This is a genomic window from Vibrio kanaloae (genome assembly GCF_024347535.1).
Classification (GTDB): domain Bacteria; phylum Pseudomonadota; class Gammaproteobacteria; order Enterobacterales; family Vibrionaceae; genus Vibrio; species Vibrio kanaloae.
The window spans coordinates 950,641-968,839 of sequence record NZ_AP025497.1 but is presented as its reverse complement, the minus strand read 5'-3'; the positions used below and the strand labels follow the sequence as shown (position 1 = coordinate 968,839).

5 protein-coding genes are annotated in these 18,199 nt (G+C 47.4%); 4 read left to right on the top strand and 1 reads right to left on the bottom strand.

Annotated features, from left to right (window positions below):
- Positions 1 to 288: 288 nt before the first annotated feature.
- Entirely contained in the window at positions 289 to 696 is a 408-nt protein-coding gene (locus tag OCV24_RS04615) for a thioesterase family protein (protein ID WP_102506063.1), read from the top strand.
- 91 nt (positions 697 to 787) lie between these two features.
- Here the strand turns inward: OCV24_RS04615 and OCV24_RS04610 are convergent, their stop codons facing one another.
- Positions 788 to 1,606 carry a 4'-phosphopantetheinyl transferase family protein gene (locus OCV24_RS04610; protein WP_150878118.1) on the bottom strand — a complete coding sequence of 273 codons (819 nt, stop codon included), beginning with the start codon at positions 1,604 to 1,606 and terminating at the stop codon, positions 788 to 790.
- A 721-nt stretch (positions 1,607 to 2,327) separates the two neighbouring features.
- Here OCV24_RS04610 and OCV24_RS04605 point away from each other — a divergent pair.
- The 3 genes from OCV24_RS04605 to OCV24_RS04595 are packed head-to-tail and all read left to right on the top strand — an operon-like array spanning position 2,328 to position 18,189.
- Positions 2,328 to 10,175, top strand: a complete 7,848-nt coding sequence (locus OCV24_RS04605; RefSeq protein ID WP_150878115.1) for a type I polyketide synthase — start codon at positions 2,328 to 2,330, stop codon at positions 10,173 to 10,175.
- Positions 10,175 to 12,223, top strand: a complete 2,049-nt coding sequence (locus OCV24_RS04600; RefSeq protein WP_150878112.1) for a PfaB family protein — start codon at positions 10,175 to 10,177, stop codon at positions 12,221 to 12,223. The genes OCV24_RS04605 and OCV24_RS04600 overlap by 1 nt, the downstream gene beginning before the upstream one ends.
- Positions 12,220 to 18,189: a hotdog fold thioesterase gene (locus tag OCV24_RS04595; protein WP_150878109.1), complete on the top strand. Its 5,970-nt coding sequence runs from the start codon at positions 12,220 to 12,222 to the stop codon at positions 18,187 to 18,189. The genes OCV24_RS04600 and OCV24_RS04595 overlap by 4 nt, the downstream gene beginning before the upstream one ends.
- Positions 18,190 to 18,199 lie beyond the last annotated feature (10 nt).

The following is an 18,199-nucleotide window of genomic DNA, read 5'->3' as shown; positions in this document are numbered from 1 at the left end:
GCAATTTGCGCGCCATATTGACACAATCCATTAACAACCCTTTAACCATAAGGCTTCGTCAGATCTGCCAGTAATCGTCGCCAACTCGCTGCATAAATTAATGGGTGGAAAATGACACATAGAATATTTGTAAATGGGTGGAAGCTGACCAATGTATTAGTAATGAATGAGGCAGAATGAGGTCTGACCAAAAGCCACATTACCGATGATGCCTTGAAGTAATTTCGATCTATCCTGTAGAGTGCAGCACAACTTAGTCAGATTTACACTTAATAAGAGTTGATACCAATGAGTCAGATCTACCATCACCCAGTACAAATTTACTACGAAGATACCGATCACTCAGGCGTGGTTTATCACCCTAACTTTCTTAAATACTTCGAGCGTGCTCGCGAGCATGTCTTGGGTAGCGATAAACTGGCGGAATTGTGGAATGAACACGGACTAGGTTTTGCGGTCTATAAAGCCAACATGACTTTTCAAGATGGGGTTGAGTTCGCTGAGATCTGCGACATCCGAACCTCTTTTGAACTCGATGGAAAATACAAAACCTTATGGCGACAAGAGGTATGGCGTAAAGATGCTACTAAGCCTGCTGTGATTAGTGATATTGAAATGGTCTGCCTTGATAAAGACAAGCAACTTCAGCCTGTACCCGCTGAAGTATTAAAAGCGATGCTTGGCGAGACGATTTAACCAATATTACGAGTGGCTGAAAGTGCGAGTGGCTGATGGTGTGCTTTTTTCAAGATTAGAGGTTTAAGTTTCTAGTATAACAAGCTCACACTCAGCCAAGTAGCTTAGCTACTGGGAAACATTTCATCTCTAAGTGCATCGGAAGCGTTGCACCGCCAAGCGTTACGGCAAATCGGAACTGGTCATCCAGCCGTCCTAAACGACATTGCCAGCTTGTAGAAGCATCGTCAATTTCAGCAGCGTCCAAATCCAACCCAATTCCACTGTACAACCGAATCTCTCCATTCAACACCGATTGGAAATCAGAAGAACTAAATGGCAGCGTTTGCTTAGTCAGATTGGAGAAATTGAACGAAAAACTTTTCAACGATGTGGCTAGCCCCTTGCCTGTCGCTTTTATATACGACTCTTTCAGCGCCCACAAATCGAAAAAACGTTCTCTTTGGGATGCGTCATCCAGCTCGAGAAAGTCGCTAATCTCGGATTCCGAAAAGTAATGCTTCATGATCGCAGCAATATTGGTCGAGATTCTTGCATGTTCAATATCCACCCCAAGCTGAAGTGGTTGCCCTTTCATTTGGCATACCGCGATTAACAAATATTCTTTGCTATGACTGATATTAAAATTCAGGCCAGTTTCTATCTGTTGCTTCTCAACTAAGCTTGGTTTGCCTTTTTCACCATATTCAAAGCGCCACTCTTCAGGCTGAAAACAAAAGTAACGAGATAAGATCGCTCTCAAACAGCTTCGCACATACAGAGCTTGAGTCTGAGATGAAGGCATTCGATAGCGCTCAACTTTGGCTACTTCATCGGCAGTAAGTTTCTGTTTTAGGCGCGACACATGATCACTATCTTCATCCAAATCACTTAGAGAACAAAACCACAAATCAATGACTGACGTTTCCATCTTTTTAGCACTCATTTCTTAAAAATCAACCACCATAAAGCCATCAGTAAAACATCAAAACGAACAAATTTAACCCACCTATGTTTTGAGGTAAACATAGAGAGTTTGGCCAGGAAACTCCCTTCATATGCGGATTTAAAACTCATTTTTCAAATAATAACAAATTGAAACATAGATCACACTAAGCCTTACTGAACAATTACCTATTAAATATTACTTACAAAAACCTGACGTAGATCTCACCAACCCATAAAATAGAGTATAAACACTAAAAAACCACCTATACCCCTTAAATATCAACAGGTTAAATTTAATTAAAACACAAAAAACAAAAACACACTCAATTCATCTGGTCTGAACAGATCGTGGCGGCCTTTAGGAGCATTGTATCGGTTACGTACCTCGGGTAGCCTGCTCAACCATTAAACAAATTCACATGTTTTTATTGCGGATATCTGCTTTAACAAAAGCAGTACTTTGGACAGGATTTTAATGGACACTACCCTCACATTCGAATGCCTCTCCCGCACATGAAACACGTTCTCAATTTCCGTAAGTCAACGCACTTTGAAGGCCTAACTTCTATCTGGTTGCCGCCACTCAGCAACCTGAATTTTCAGCTGCGCTTCCCTAAATCTGTTTCAGATTTTCTTCCTATAGCTTTAAAAGCGCAGCCTCAAAACACGACATCACTTTCTGTGATTTCTAGTGGAGACTCATAATGAGCCAACCCGAAAAAAATACACCGGAATCAGTCGACGACACTCGACTTAATAAACGTCTTAAAGACATGCCTATTGCTATCGTTGGTATGGCAAGCATGTTTGCGAACTCTCGTTACTTAAACAAGTTCTGGGATTTGATCAGTGAAAAGATCGATGCCATTACCGAAGTACCTGATACGCACTGGCGTCCAGAAGATTACTACGATTCAGATCGTACTGCGCCAGACAAGTCTTACTGCAAGCGTGGTGGTTTCATCCCTGAAGTAGACTTCAATCCTATGGAGTTCGGCCTTCCGCCAAATATCCTAGAACTGACTGATACCTCACAGCTACTTTCTCTGATCGTGGCAAAGGAAGTACTCGAAGACGCCAAGCTGCCTGAAGGCTACGATCGCGACAAGATCGGTATTACGTTGGGTGTGGGTGGTGGTCAGAAGATTGCTCAAAGCCTGAATGCTCGTCTTCAATACCCTGTTTTGAAAAAAGTCTTCAAGAGCAGTGGCATCAACGACGAAGACAGCGAAATGCTGATCAAAAAGTTCCAAGACCAATACATCCACTGGGAAGAAAACTCATTCCCTGGTTCATTGGGTAACGTAATTTCAGGTCGTATTGCTAACCGCTTTGACCTTGGTGGCATCAACTGTGTGGTAGATGCTGCGTGTGCAGGTTCTCTAGCCGCAATGCGCATGGCACTGAGCGAGCTGGTTGAAGGCCGCAGCGAAATGATGATCACAGGTGGTGTGTGTACTGATAACTCGCCAACCATGTACATGAGTTTCTCTAAAACACCTGCATTTACCACCAATGAAACCATTCAACCTTTCGACATCGACTCAAAAGGCATGATGATTGGTGAAGGCATCGGTATGGTTGCTCTGAAGCGCTTAGAAGATGCAGAACGCGATGGCGACAGAATCTACTCAGTGATTAAAGGTGTCGGTTCTTCTTCGGATGGTAAATTCAAGAGTATTTACGCACCTCGCCCTGAAGGACAAGCAAAAGCACTGAAACGTGCTTACGACGATGCTGGTTTCGCACCGCACACGCTTGGCCTATTAGAAGCGCACGGTACAGGTACAGCAGCGGGTGATGTTGCTGAATTTGGAGGCTTAAACTCGGTATTCAGTGAGAACAATGAAGAGAAGCAACACATTGCGTTAGGCTCTGTGAAATCTCAAATTGGTCACACCAAATCAACCGCGGGTACTGCAGGTTTAATCAAAGCTGCATTAGCACTGCACCACAAAGTACTGCCGCCAACGATCAACGTATCGGCTCCGAATCCTAAACTGGATATCGAGAACTCTCCGTTCTACCTAAACACACAAACGCGTCCTTGGATGAAACGTGTCGACGGCACACCACGCCGTGCAGGTATCAGCTCATTCGGTTTTGGTGGCACTAACTTCCACGTTGTATTGGAAGAGTACACACCAGAGCACGCTCGCGGTGACAAATACCGTCAGCGCCAAGTGCCGCAAACGCTGTTATTCAGCGCAGAATCTCGTCAAGCACTGATCAATGAGCTCAAGCAGGTTTCAACTCAAGCTGCAGACGCTGCGTTCAAACTGGAAGCGCTTGCTGAACAACACGCTCTACGCGAAGTTGATGCTAAGCATGCTCGTATTGGTTTAGTTGTCACTGACCAAGCAGACCTTCAAGCGCAACTGACTCAAGCGGTTTCTATGCTTGAGAGCCAAACCAAAACACATTGGCAGATGCCAAACGGTACTAGCTACCGTGAATCAGCACTGATTGCTGAAAACGGTGCTGGTAAAGTGGCTGCATTATTTGCAGGTCAAGGTTCGCAATACCTAAACATGGGTCGCGAGCTTGCTTGTCATTACCCTGAGATGCGTCAACAGCTTGCTCAAGCGGATCAGGTATTTGGTCAACACAAGAAAACGGCTCTGTCGCAAATTCTGTTCCCAATTCCAACCTTCACACCAGAAGCAACCAAAGCTCAAGAAGCGGTGCTAACCAACACGGCCAATGCGCAAAGTGCGATTGGTACTGTGTCTATGGGTCAGTTCGACATCATGACTCAAGCTGGCTTCAAAGCCGACATGGTCGCAGGCCACAGCTTTGGTGAGCTAAGCGCACTATGTGCATCGGGTGTTATCTCGCAAGACGATTACTACCAGCTAGCTTTCGCTCGTGGCGATGCGATGGCGGCGACACCAGAACAAGGCGACAGCGGTACTATGTTTGCGGTCATCCTAGACGCAGACAAGCTTCCAGCCGTTGAAAGCTGCATCAGCCAATTCGAAGGTGTGAGCATTGCCAACTACAACGCTCCGACTCAATTGGTTATTGCAGGTCCAACGGCGACGGTTCAACAAGCAGCACAAGCGCTAACTGAACAAGGCTTCAAAGCGATTGCTCTGCCAGTGTCTGGTGCTTTCCACACACCGCTTGTTGCTCACGCTCAAAAACCATTTGCTGCTGCAATTGATAAAGCTTCATTCAGCGCTCCAACGCTACCGCTTTACTCAAACGCAACGGGCAAACTGCACAGCAAAGACGCGAAAGCGATCAAGAAAGCGTTCAAGCAACACATGCTGCAATCGGTTCGTTTCAGCGAGCAAATTGAAGCGATGTATGAAGCCGGTGCGCGTGTATTCGTTGAGTTCGGTCCTAAGAACATTCTTCAAAAGCTGGTTGAGAAAACATTGGCTGATAAGAACGAAGAGCTTTACGCAATCAGTATCAACCCAAGCCCTAAAGGCGACAGTGACCAACAGCTTCGTTTAGCTGCGGTTCAACTGTGCGTGGCAGGTGTCTCATTAGACAACATTGACCCTTACCAAGCTGACATTGCTGAACCTGCAAAGGCATCACCAATGAACATCAAGCTGAATGCAACCAACTACATCAGCCCTGCTACTCGTAAGAAAATGGCTCAATCATTGGCTTCGGGCAACGTCACCGAAAAGGCTGGGATTGTTGAAGTGAAAGTTGAAGTCGAGAAAATCGTGGAAAAAGAAGTGATTAAGACAGAAATCGTTGAAGTACCTGTGGCTGCTCCTCAAGCTTCAAATGTACAACAGTCAGCTGCTCCAGCACCAAGTGCACAAGTGGCAACAGCAGCTCCGCAATCACAAGTGGTTCAAACTGCCCCAGCTACTAGTCAGCCAACAGCTCAAGTAACAGTAGATGAGTCTTCATTGCAGTCGTTCTTCAATGCTCAACAACAAGCAGCAGAAGTACATCAGCAGTTCCTTGCGATTCCTCAGCAATACGGTGACACGTTCAACACCCTAATGTCTGAGCAAGCGAAAATGGCAACAGCAGGCGTAGCAATTCCTGAGAACCTACAGCGTTCTATGGAGATGTTCCACCAGCACCAAGCTGAAACGCTAAAAGCTCACGCTCATTACCTAGAAATGCAAGCGCACAGCAACAACTCAGCACTTAATATGCTGACGCAAGGTTCAGTACAAACGGCACAACCAACCTTCGTTGCTTCTGTAAATGCTCAGCCAGCGATTCAAGCGACTCCAACAACTATCGTTCAACAGCCTGTAGCTCAAGTACAAGCGACTCCTGTACAAGCCGCGCCAGTTCAAGCTCAGTCTGTTCAAGTTACACCAGTACAGAAAGCTGCTCCTACACCACAAGTAGCGGCTCAAGCGGCAGCGTCTGTTGCAGCTCAACCTGTGCCAGTTAAAGCGCAACCAGCTCCTGTGGCTGCACCAGTAGCAGTACAATCAGCCGATGCTGAAAAAGTGATGCTAGAAGTGGTCGCCGAGAAAACGGGTTACCCAACGGAAATGCTTGATCTAGAAATGGACATGGAAGCTGACCTTGGTATCGACTCAATCAAGCGCGTAGAGATCCTTGGTACCGTTCAAGACGAAATGCCAAACCTACCTGAGCTGAACCCTGAAGATTTAGCTGAGTGTCGTACTCTTGGTGAAATCGTCGAGTACATGAACAGTAAAAGCATGAACAGCAAGATGCCAGCATCAGCGCCTGTGGCAGCACAGCCAAGCGCAACTGCTACTGTTCAAGCCGCTAACGGTCTTGATGCGAAAGTCGTTCAACAAACCATGCTAGAAGTGGTTGCTGAGAAGACAGGTTACCCAACGGAAATGCTTGATCTAGAAATGGATATGGAAGCTGACCTTGGTATCGACTCAATCAAACGTGTTGAGATTCTTGGTACGGTTCAAGATGAACTGCCTACTCTTCCAGAGCTAAATCCTGAAGACTTAGCAGAGTGTCGTACTCTTGGCGAAATCGTTGCTTACATGAACAGCAAGCTTCCAGCTTCTGCTCCCGTGTCTTCACAAGCAGCAGTAGTTGCTCCAGCAACAGCTAGCAATGGCCTAGATGCAGCTGTCGTTCAGAAAACCATGTTAGAAGTAGTCGCAGAGAAGACGGGCTACCCGACTGAAATGCTAGACCTTGCAATGGACATGGAAGCTGACCTTGGTATCGACTCAATCAAGCGTGTTGAAATTCTAGGTACGGTTCAAGACGAACTACCGACTCTTCCAGAGCTAAACCCTGAAGACTTGGCTGAATGTCGCACTCTAGGCGAAATCGTAGCCTACATGAACAGCAAGCTTCCGGCTTCTGCTCCAGCAGCAGCTCAAGTATCTGCACCAGCGCAAGCAGTCTCAAACGGTTTAAACGCCGAGCAAGTTCAAGGCGCAATGCTGATCGTAGTAGCGGATAAAACTGGCTACCCAACAGAAATGCTAGACCTAGCAATGGATATGGAAGCTGACCTTGGCATCGACTCAATCAAACGTGTTGAGATCCTTGGTACAGTTCAAGACCAGCTACCAACATTGCCAGAGCTAAAGCCTGAAGATCTAGCTGAGTGTCGTACACTAGGCGAAATCGTTGCTTACATGAACAGCAAGCTAGGCGCTAATGAAGCTCCTAACGCAGCACCTGCTCCAGAAGCAGCTACAGCCGCTGTAGAAAGTGCGAGCAACGACCTAAACCCTGCTCACGTTCAATCAACAATGATGGAAGTGGTTGCCGACAAAACTGGCTACCCAGCAGAAATGCTCGACCTAGCGATGGACATGGAAGCAGACCTTGGTATCGACTCAATCAAACGCGTTGAGATCCTAGGTACAGTTCAAGACCAGCTACCAACGCTGCCAGAACTGAACCCTGAAGACCTAGCTGAGTGTCGTACGCTTGGTGAAATCGTTACTTATATGCAAAGCAAGCTATCCGCAGCTGCACCCATAGCGACTCCAAAAGCTGAATCAGTAACGCCTATCGCGGAAACAGCGACAGCGGAACTTCCTCCACACAATGAGGTGGCGCTAAAAAAGCTACCAGCGGCAGATAAACTCGTCGATTGTTTCTCAAAAGACGCTTGTGTCGTGATCACAGATGATGGTCACAACGCCGGTGTTCTAGCAGAAAAGTTGACCGCTAACGGCATTCAAGTTGCTGTAGTGCGTAGTGCTCTTTCTGCCGCGTCACCTTTAAACAGTGAAATCGCAAGCTACACACTCAACAGCGTCGATGATGCGGGTGTGACTGCGGTTATTAACGACATCGAAGCAGACCTTAAAACGTCGAACAAAGTGATTGCTGGCTTCATTCATTTACAAGCTATCGTTGATACGAAACAAAGCAACGAGCAAGCGGTTAACTTGAATGCAGACTCAAGAGCTTCACTAACCACAGCGTTCTTATTCGCCAAGCACCTAAATGGTCAGCTGAATGCCGTTTCTGGTCGTAGCGTGTTCTTCACACTGAGCCGTATTGATGGTGGCTTTGGTTACCTAGATACTAAGCAATTAGCGAATGCAGAACTTAACCAAGCGGCTCTATCTGGTCTAACTAAGGCACTGAGCCATGAATGGTCAAACGTGTTCTGCCGCGCATTGGATGCTAACGCTTCGATTGATGCTCGTCACCTAGCTGAAGCAATCACAGGCGAACTATTCGATATCGATACCAACACGGTTGAAATCGGCCTTAGCCATGCGGAAAACAGTGAATCTGGTCGTGCAACATTAATTGCGGCAACACCAGGTACTGCACAAACCAAAAACACAGGCGCTCAACTCACCAAGAGCGACAAAGTTCTCGTAACTGGTGGCGCTAAAGGCGTGACGTTTGAATGTGCACTGACGCTTGCTAAACAATGTAAGTCTCACTTCATTCTTGCAGGTCGTAGTAAGCATATTACTTCAGCTGAGCTACCTCAGTGGGCACAAGGCAAGCAAGAGAAAGAGCTAAAACCAGCGGCTATTGCTCACCTACAAGCAACAGGTAACAAACCAACGCCAAAGAAAGTTGATACCTTGCTAAAACCTGTATTGAGCAGCCTTGAAATCAACGCAGCACTTGCCGCTTTCAACGAGATTGGCGCGAGCGCTGAATACCTAAGCCTAGATGTATCGAACCATGAGTCAGTAGCGAAAACGCTGGCGAATTTCGAAAGCATCACAGGTCTTATCCACGGTGCAGGCGTACTGGCTGACAAGCACATTCAAGATAAAACGCTTGATGAACTGAACATGGTTTACGGCACGAAAGTGGGCGGGCTAGAAGCGGTTCTTGGTGGTCTTGATAGCAGCAAGCTTAAGTTGATTGCGATGTTCTCTTCGGCGGCGGGCTTCTACGGAAACACAGGCCAAAGCGATTACTCGATGTCTAACGAGATCCTAAACAAAGCGGCTCTACAATTGTCTGCGCGTAACCCTCAAGCGAAAGTGATGAGCTTCAACTGGGGACCGTGGGACGGCGGCATGGTCAACGCGGCACTGAAACGTATGTTCACAGAGCGCGGCGTGTACGTAATTCCTCTTCAGGCAGGTGCAGAGCTGTTTAGTTCTCAACTACTGAACGAAACTGGCATTCAACTGCTGGTTGGTACGAGCATGCAAGGTACTGACAACAAGGAAGCTGCTGTAAAAAAGCTTAATGCGGAGTCTGTGCATCTTGCAAAGAGTCCGCTGAATACAAGCATCACTGTGACACGTCATCTTGATCCTAAAGCTTTGCCTTTCATTCAAGATCACTGCATTGCCGGTAACCCAGTGTTACCGACAGTGTGTGCCATCCAATGGATGCGTGAAGTGGCAGAGCAACTGTTAGGGGTGAACGTTAGCGTTCACAACTACAAACTGCTTAAGGGTGTGATTTTTGATACTGATGAAGTGCAAGAGCTAACACTTGTCTTGTCTTCAGACGCTAAATCAAAAGATCAGCTAAAAGCAGTAATCAGCTGCCAAGGGCGGCCACAGTATCAAGCTCAGTTGCAAGTTGCCTCTGTGCAAGTGTCTGAATATGTTCAACAAGCGTCGACAAAGCGCTTTGAAGCCAACACTTCAGCACCTGTAACAACGGCACAAGCTCTATACAGTGACGGCACTCTGTTTCATGGACCCAGACTACAAGGTATTACCTCAGTCGAACGCTTTGACGGCTTAGGCTTATTGGCTCAATGCCAGTTGCCTCAGATTGAAAACAGCGACTGCGGATCATTTATTCCTAAGCAAGGCTTTGGCGCTAGCCAACCATTTGCTGAAGATTATCTGTTGCAAGCAATGCTGGTATGGGCTCGATTGAAATACGGCGCGGCAAGCCTACCGTCTGCAATCGGTGAGTTTATTTGTTACGCACCAATGCACAATGGTGACCAAGGTTGGCTAGAGCTGAACGTGATAAAAAGCACGGCTCGTTCGCTGCAAGCTGATATCTCGCTTTACCACCAAGATGGTCGTTTAAGCGCAGTAATGAAAGGTGCCAAAGTCACCATCAGCAAGAGCTTAAACGACGCATTTTTGCCGAAGTCTAGCTCAGCAGTATCAAAGAAAGAGGCGACTAAGAACGCAGAAAAGGAGCAATTGTCATAGTGACTGTTCCTACGAATAAAGCGATGCCATTGCGCATCGCTCTTTTAGCTCAGCCAGCAAACGCGGCTGAGCTTTCTGCCGACTTATTCCTTTCGCTTCCAGAGATGGTAACGGTTGTGGTTGATGGCAATTTTAATCAAGCACTTGCTCACGCCATCGAGACAGTCAATCAAGGTAATGTTGTTAAGCTTTGTTTGGATTCTCACTCACCATCATTGGTGATGTTGAGTGCACTGACCGCGGCTCAGAATAAGATTCACCCACACGCGAATTTAGCGGGTTTTGTAGATACAGCTACCGGAGATAGCATTCAGCTAGCTCTGGATATGTCACGCCGCCCCGCTTCAGACTTAAGCCATCAACAGCAATACTCAGCCCTATCTGCTTCGCAGCAGTTTAATGAATTGTTGAATTTGGTTAATGCGATATCGAGCCGTTCATTACCGAGCTATTCATTACCGAGCCACTATTGGTTCACTGAGCCGAACAAAGCACGTGTTGCTGCGTTAACTTTCAGTGACGATAGCCAAAAAGCCACCAGCCTGATATTGACTCAAGCGACCGGTTTGCAAGAACCAAAGTCCTTGCTATCGAGCGAACGTTTGATGTTTGTGGTTTCTGGCAATGACCAAGCTGAATTGGTTTCTCAGCTAACCTCGTTAAGAGAAGAGCTAAAATGCGTTAGTGATTCGACGGACAGCGAACTTGCTATCGCCACCTTGATGCATTCAAACCTAAGCCACTTTCAAAGCGTTCAACACAATGCTGGCCGTGGTGCGAACATCGTGATTCAAGCGGCTTCAATTGAGGCTGTACTACAAGAGATCACAGCGCTAGAAAATGCGTTGCCAAAAGTAATGGCTGAAAATAGCCAATACAAGACTCCTGCGGGCAGTTGTTTCTCACCAATGCCTCAAAGCAAAGGTGGTGTTGCATTTGTTTACCCTGGTGTTGGCACGGTTTATCCCGGCATGTTGCGCGAATTTCACCACCATTTCCCACAGTTATTTGCTCGTTTAGAACGTGAAGGTAACTTGAAAGAGATGCTGCAGGCTGAAAAAACCTATGCTGAAGACGCGCAAGAAATGTCGCTCAGTGAATTGGCAATTGCAGGCGTCGGCAGTAGTTATCTGTTAACACAACTGCTATGTGATGAATTCAAAGTGCAGCCAGACTTCGCCTTGGGTTACTCCAAGGGTGAAGCTTCCATGTGGGCCAGCTTAAATGTTTGGAAAAACCCACATGCGCTGATTGAGATGACTCAAACCAGTCCTATCTTCACCACGGCTATTTCTGGCGAACTCACCGCAGTACGTCAAGATTGGCAGCTAAACAGCGACGAAAGCATCCAATGGAATAGCTTTGTGGTTCGCAGTGATGCGCAAGCGATTGAGGCTCTGTTACCAGAGTTTCCGCGCGCTTATCTCGCTATCATCCAAGGTGATACTTGCGTACTGGCAGGTTGTGAAAGCACCTGTCGTGCATTGCTCAAGAAACTGGGTAAACGTGGCATTGCCGCTAACCGTGTTACCGCAATGCACACTACACCAGCATTGAGCCAACATAGCCAAGTGCGTGAGTTTTACACACAACCACTGTTCGACGAATTGCCAAAGCATATCCGCTTTATCAGCGCAGCAGGTCTACCGACTGGCGCACCAATCAATATCGACAGCGACAGCATCGCCCTTTCGATTGCCGACACCTTCTGTTCGACGCTGGATTTCACTGCGTTGATTCAGAGTGCACGTCAACAAGGTGCGCGTCTGTTTGTCGAAGTAGGTGCCGATCGTCAAACCAGCACATTGATCGACAAGATCAATCGTAGCGACAACGTAGCCGACCAATACTGCACAATCGCTTCCAATGCCAAGGGTGGTGACGATATTGTCACGCTCATCAAATGCATTGGTCAGCTCATTACTCATCAAATTCCACTCTCTGTCGAGCCTCTTATTCAAGGGCTAGAACAACAGATCACCGCCGCTAAGCAATTAAGTGGTGTGTCTCAAGGCAGCGCAGTGAATCATCAAGGAGAGCTAGTATGAGTTCTCAATCAAACCAGTATCAGGCTCAGAACAAACAGCAAGTGAAGTGCAATAAGATCGCGATTGTCGGTATTGCTAACCAATACCCTGAAGCCGATACGCCAAAAGACTTTTGGCAAAACTTGCTGAATAAAAAAGACTCTCGAACCACATTAAGCGCTGAAAAGTTAGGTGCTAAACCTGAACGCTATCAGGGTGTGCAAGGTGAGTCAGACCGCTTTTACTGTGATAAAGGCGGCTACATCGAAAACTTCAATTTCGATAGCAATGGCTACCGCTTAACAGCAGAATCGTTCAACGGTGCTGACCAGAGTTTCCTATGGGCTTTGGACACGAGTCGTAAGGCGTTAGTCGACGCAGGCATTGATCTGAATGCCGATGTTTTAGAGCGCACAGGCGTGATCATGGGTGCCCTTTCGTTCCCAACCACACGTTCAAACGACTTGTTTCTACCGATGTATCACTCAGTGGTCGAGAAAGCACTCAAAGATAAATTGGCTAATGACCAGTTTTCACTGCTACCAACCAATGAAACCGCGCAAGACCTCAATCCTATCAATGGTGCTGCAGCACACAACGCCTCTAAGTTAGTGGCTGATGCGCTAGGTTTAGGCAACGTGCAACTTAGCCTAGATGCGGCATGTGCAAGTTCAGTGTATTCATTGAAGTTAGCGTGTGATTACTTGAACACAGGTAAAGCCGACATGATGTTGGCAGGCGCGGTATCAGGTGCCGACCCATTCTTTATCAACATGGGGTTCTCCATATTCCATGCTTACCCAGATCATGGTGTCTCCGCTCCGTTTGATTGCAACAGTAAAGGTCTGTTTGCTGGCGAAGGCGCCGGTGTTTTAGTGCTAAAACGCTTAGCTGATGCAGAGCGTGATGGCGATAACATTTACGCAGTCGTCAGCGGTATTGGCTTGTCGAACGATGGCCGTGGCCAGTTCGTATTAAGCCCAAATAGCAAAGGACAAGTACAAGCCTTTGAACGCGCTTACGAGGCATCAAACCTATCACCAGACAGCATTGAAGTGATTGAGTGTCACGCAACCGGCACACCATTAGGTGACAAGGTTGAGTTAACCTCAATGGAGCGTTTCTTTGCTGACAAATTGAATGGTTCTAACCCGCCATTGATTGGCTCTGCGAAGTCAAACCTCGGCCACTTACTGACTGCTGCGGGTATGCCGGGGATTGTGAAAATGATCTTTGCGATGAAAGAAGGCGTGCTTCCTCCAAGTATTAATTTGGACAAGCCACTATCGTCGCCTGAAGGTTTATTTGGCCCACAGACTCTGCCAACGCAGGTTCAACCTTGGCCAAGTAAAGCGGGTAACTCAGAGCGCTGCGCGGGTGTTTCTGTATTTGGTTTCGGTGGGTGTAACGCTCACTTACTGCTTGAAGCGTATTCAGACACCAGTAATGTAAACCAGATTCCAGAATCAGTATCTCCAAGCCTACAACCGTCTAATTTAAGCATTACTGGTCTAGCGTCTCACTTCGGTTCTCTGCAAAGCATCAATGCGCTAAGCACTGCGATTGAGACCAACAACGATGCTTTCATTGCTTTGCCTAAGAAACGCTGGAAAGGCTTAGACCAACATCCAGAACTACTGAATCAGTTTGGTTTACACGGCATTCCAAACGGAGCGTACATCGATCAATTCGATCTCGACTTTCTACGCTTCAAAGTGCCGCCAAATGAAGATGACCGTTTGATCTCTCAGCAGTTGCTACTGATGAAAGTTGCAGACGAAGCCATCAAGGATGCCAAGCTTGTTGTTGGTCAAAAAGTTGCTGTACTCGTCGCAATGGAAACAGAGCTTGAGATGCACCAATTCCGTGGACGCGTAAACCTGCATAGCCAATTGGCTGACAGCTTTGCCAACATGGGTATCGAACTAACTCAAGACGAATACCAAGCGCTAGAAACCATCGCGATGGACAGTGTGATGGACGCAGCCAAGCTGAACCAATACACCAGTTTCATCGGCAATATCATGGCTTCGCGCATCTCGTCATTGTGGGACTTTAACGGCCCTGCCTTTACGATTTCAGCCGCTGAACAGTCAGTTGCTCGTTGTATCGATGTCGCGCAAAACCTCATGTCGCAAGAATCCATGGATGCTGTTGTGATTGCAGCCGTTGACCTAAGCGGCAGTGCAGAACATGTGATTCTGAAGAACAGCGTGAGCCCAGTGTCACTTGCTCCAAAATTCGGACAAGCGCAAGACGGCAGTTGGAATGTCGGCGAAGGCGCAGGTGCAATTGTTCTTGTGGAAGAAGGTCGAGTAGCGAGCAACCAAGACACGGCTTACGGCAGCATAAACGCATTGGCCTTTGGTTCAAGCGAGAATAACAACGCCGTTGTTGATGAGTTACTGACTCAAGTCGGTATGAGCTCGAACGATGTTGCTCTGCTTGAGCTGAACCATGCACCAGAGTCTTCATCACGCGAGCTTGTATCTCTCAACTTAGGGGTTACCAAGACCACTCAAGCGAGTCAGCGTGTTGGTCACTGCTCTGCAGCCTCTGGTATGGCAAGCCTGCTACACGGCCTACTCAACTTGAACCTTGAGTCTCTGAATCCGAATGTCAGTTCTAAGAACGCGATTGTTGCCAACATCAGCGAAGGACAATGTTCACAGCTGCTACTAAGCCAATCGAGTGTTGAATCTCAATCACTTTCTGTTCGTTTAAGCAATGAACTGGCGAGTGATGCTAAGCGTCAATTGGTTAAGCAAGTGACTCTTGGTGGACGCGATATTTATCAACATATTGCCGAAACCCCAGTAACTAACTTGGCAACGATTCAGCAGAAAGCTTCTGGCAAACAAGCAGCAAGAGTGGCATCGATTCCAACGACAGCAAGCATTCAAGCAGCCCTTGCTCAAAAAGAGTTAGAGAAGAAAGCATTAGCGCAGAACGCGGTAGAGCCAGTCATCGAAACTCCTACATCAGTATCCCCGACTCTGGCGCCAACTCGCCACAGTCAGCTAACAGGTAACCACAGCAATATGACTCATGTCCTATCCGCTAAAAATGGCGTATCGAATATCGACGCTAATACGGACGCAGCATCACAGCCGTCTGTAACACCATACAACCAAGCTTTTGCTCAAAATCAGCAAGCGGCTCAGCAAGTACACAAAACATTCTTACACACTCGTGCCCAAGGCATGCAAATGGCTGATGCACTATTAAAAGCACAGTTAAACGCAGTGACGTCTGGTTTAGATAGCAATGCCCTGATTCAACAAACGACTAGCCAACAAACAACCGGTCAGCAAACATTAGCTCAGCCTGTTCAAGCTCAACCGGCTCCGGTTCAGTCAGCGCCAGTCAACGTACTTGCGACGCCAGCACCAGTAAAACCTGTTCGTAAGCCATGTATCTGGGATTACGATGATCTGGTTGAATACGCAGAAGGTGATATTGCGAATGTATTTGGCCCTGATTACGCGATCATCGATAGCTACTCGCGCCGCGTTCGCCTACCAACCACAGACTACCTATTGGTATCTCGTGTAACCAAGCTCAACGCGACAGTGAACGAATACAAGCCAAGCACAATGACCACTGAATACGACATCCCAGTTGATGCGCCGTATCTTGTTGATGGTCAGATCCCTTGGGCAGTGGCGGTAGAATCTGGTCAATGCGATCTAATGCTGATCAGCTACCTAGGCATTGATTTCGAAAACAAAGGCGAGCGTGTTTACCGCTTGCTTGACTGTACGCTGACCTTCCTTGGCGACTTGCCTCGTGGTGGCGATACGCTGCGTTACGATATCTCAATCAACAGCTTTGCTCGCAATGGCGACACGCTGCTGTTCTTCTTCTCGTACGAGTGTTTCGTTGGCGACAAGATGATCCTGAAAATGGATAACGGCTGTGCGGGCTTCTTCACTGATGAAGAGCTAGCAGATGGCAAAGGTGTGATTCACACTGAAGATGAAATCAAGGCTCGTAAACTTGCAACTAAGCAACGCTTCGACCCTATGCTGCACTGCCCTAAAACGCAGTTTAACCACCAAGAACTGCGCCACCTGCTGACTGCAAACATTGCAGAGTGTTTTGGCCCAACTCACCAATCCAATCGCCACCAGCCTTCTTTGTGCTTCAGCTCAGAGAAGTTCATGATGATCGAAAAGGTTAGCCGTGTTGAACCGCAAGGCGGCACATGGGGACTTGGTCTGATTGAAGGTCACAAACAGTTAGAGCCTGAACACTGGTACTTCCCTTGTCACTTCAAAGATGACTCAGTAATGGCTGGCTCTTTGATGGCCGAAGGTTGTGGTCAACTGCTGCAATTCTTCATGATGCACCTTGGCATGCACACGCTTGTTCAAAATGGGCGTTTCCAACCGCTTGAAAATGCGCCTCAACAAGTGCGTTGTCGTGGTCAAGTTCTCCCGCAATCGGCAGAACTGACTTACCGCATGGAAGTGACCGAGATTGGTCTAAGCCCTCGCCCATACGCGAAAGCCAACATCGATATCTTGTTAAACGGCAAAGTAATTGTTGATTTCCAAAACTTGGGTGTGATGATTAAAGAAGACGACGAATGTACTCGTTACCTACCTTCTTTAGAAACAGCTGTCGCAACCCCAGTTATCGAAAGCTTGGACCATAAAAGCTTGGGCCATACACCAGCAGTGAACCAACAGGCTTCAGCGAATGCGCCATTGATGGCACAAATTGAAGACCTAGAAACGGCGCCTAACAAAGGTGTGGTTCCTCTTCAACATGTGGAAGCTCCGGTAACTCCAGATTACCCGAACCGCACACCCGATACGGTTCCATTCACGCCATACCATATGTTCGAATTCGCAACCGGCGATATCGAAAAATGTTTCGGCCCTGACTTCTCAATCTACCGTGGAATGATCCCACCACGTACTCCGTGTGGCGATTTACAGCTAACCACTCGTGTCGTTGAGATTGACGGTAAGCGTGGCGACTTCAAGAAGCCTTCATCGTGTATTGCAGAATACGAAGTGCCAGAAAACGCATGGTACTTTGATGAAAACAGCCACCAGACCCTAATGCCTTACTCGGTATTGATGGAGATTTCACTGCAGCCAAACGGCTTTATCTCTGGCTACATGGGAACAACATTGGGCTTCCCAGGTGAAGAACTGTTTTTCCGTAACCTAGACGGCAGCGGCAAAATGCTGCGTAACGTCGACTTACGTGGCAAAACGATCACCAACGATTCTCGTCTGCTTTCAACCGTTATGATGGGCACCAACATCGTACAGAGCTTCAGCTTCGAACTGAGCACTGACGGCGTGCCTTTCTACCAAGGTACAGCGGTATTTGGTTACTTCAAGGGCGCAGCACTGAAAGATCAGCTTGGTTTGGACAACGGTAAAGTAACTCACCCTTGGCACGTTGATAACAACCGCACGCCGGATGTAAACATCAACCTACTAGACAAAACGACGCGTTACTTCAATGCACCCGTTTCTGCTACTGGTGAAGTGCAAGAGCACTACCAACTGGCTGGCGGTCGCTTGAACTTTATCGATACCGTGCAGATCACCAGCGATGGTGGTAAAGACGGTCTTGGTTACCTATACGCTGAGCGTACGATTGACCCAAGTGATTGGTTCTTCCAGTTCCACTTCCATCAAGACCCAGTAATGCCAGGTTCTCTCGGTGTCGAAGCGATCATCGAACTGATGCAAACCTACGCGCTAAACAAAGACCTTGGCGCTGGCTTCCGTAATCCTAAGTTTGGTCAAATCCAATCTGAAGTGAAATGGAAATATCGTGGTCAGATTAACCCTCTGAACAAACAGATGTCTCTGGATGTACATATCACTGCGATTAAAGACGAAGACGGCAAACGCATCATCGTTGGCGACGCAAACCTGAGCAAAGATGGTCTGCGTATTTACGAAGTGAAAGACATTGCGATTTGTATAGAAGAAGCTCCTTCTATCGATAAAGCATAAGCCGCCATTA

Coding starts and splice junctions, on each gene's coding strand:
- OCV24_RS04615 (WP_102506063.1), top strand. CDS start 289: ATGAGTCAGATCTACCATCACCCAGTACAAATTTACTACGAAGATACC.
- OCV24_RS04595 (WP_150878109.1), top strand. CDS start 12,220: ATGAGTTCTCAATCAAACCAGTATCAGGCTCAGAACAAACAGCAAGTG.
- OCV24_RS04605 (WP_150878115.1), top strand. CDS start 2,328: ATGAGCCAACCCGAAAAAAATACACCGGAATCAGTCGACGACACTCGA.
- OCV24_RS04610 (WP_150878118.1), bottom strand. CDS start 1,606: ATGGAAACGTCAGTCATTGATTTGTGGTTTTGTTCTCTAAGTGATTTG.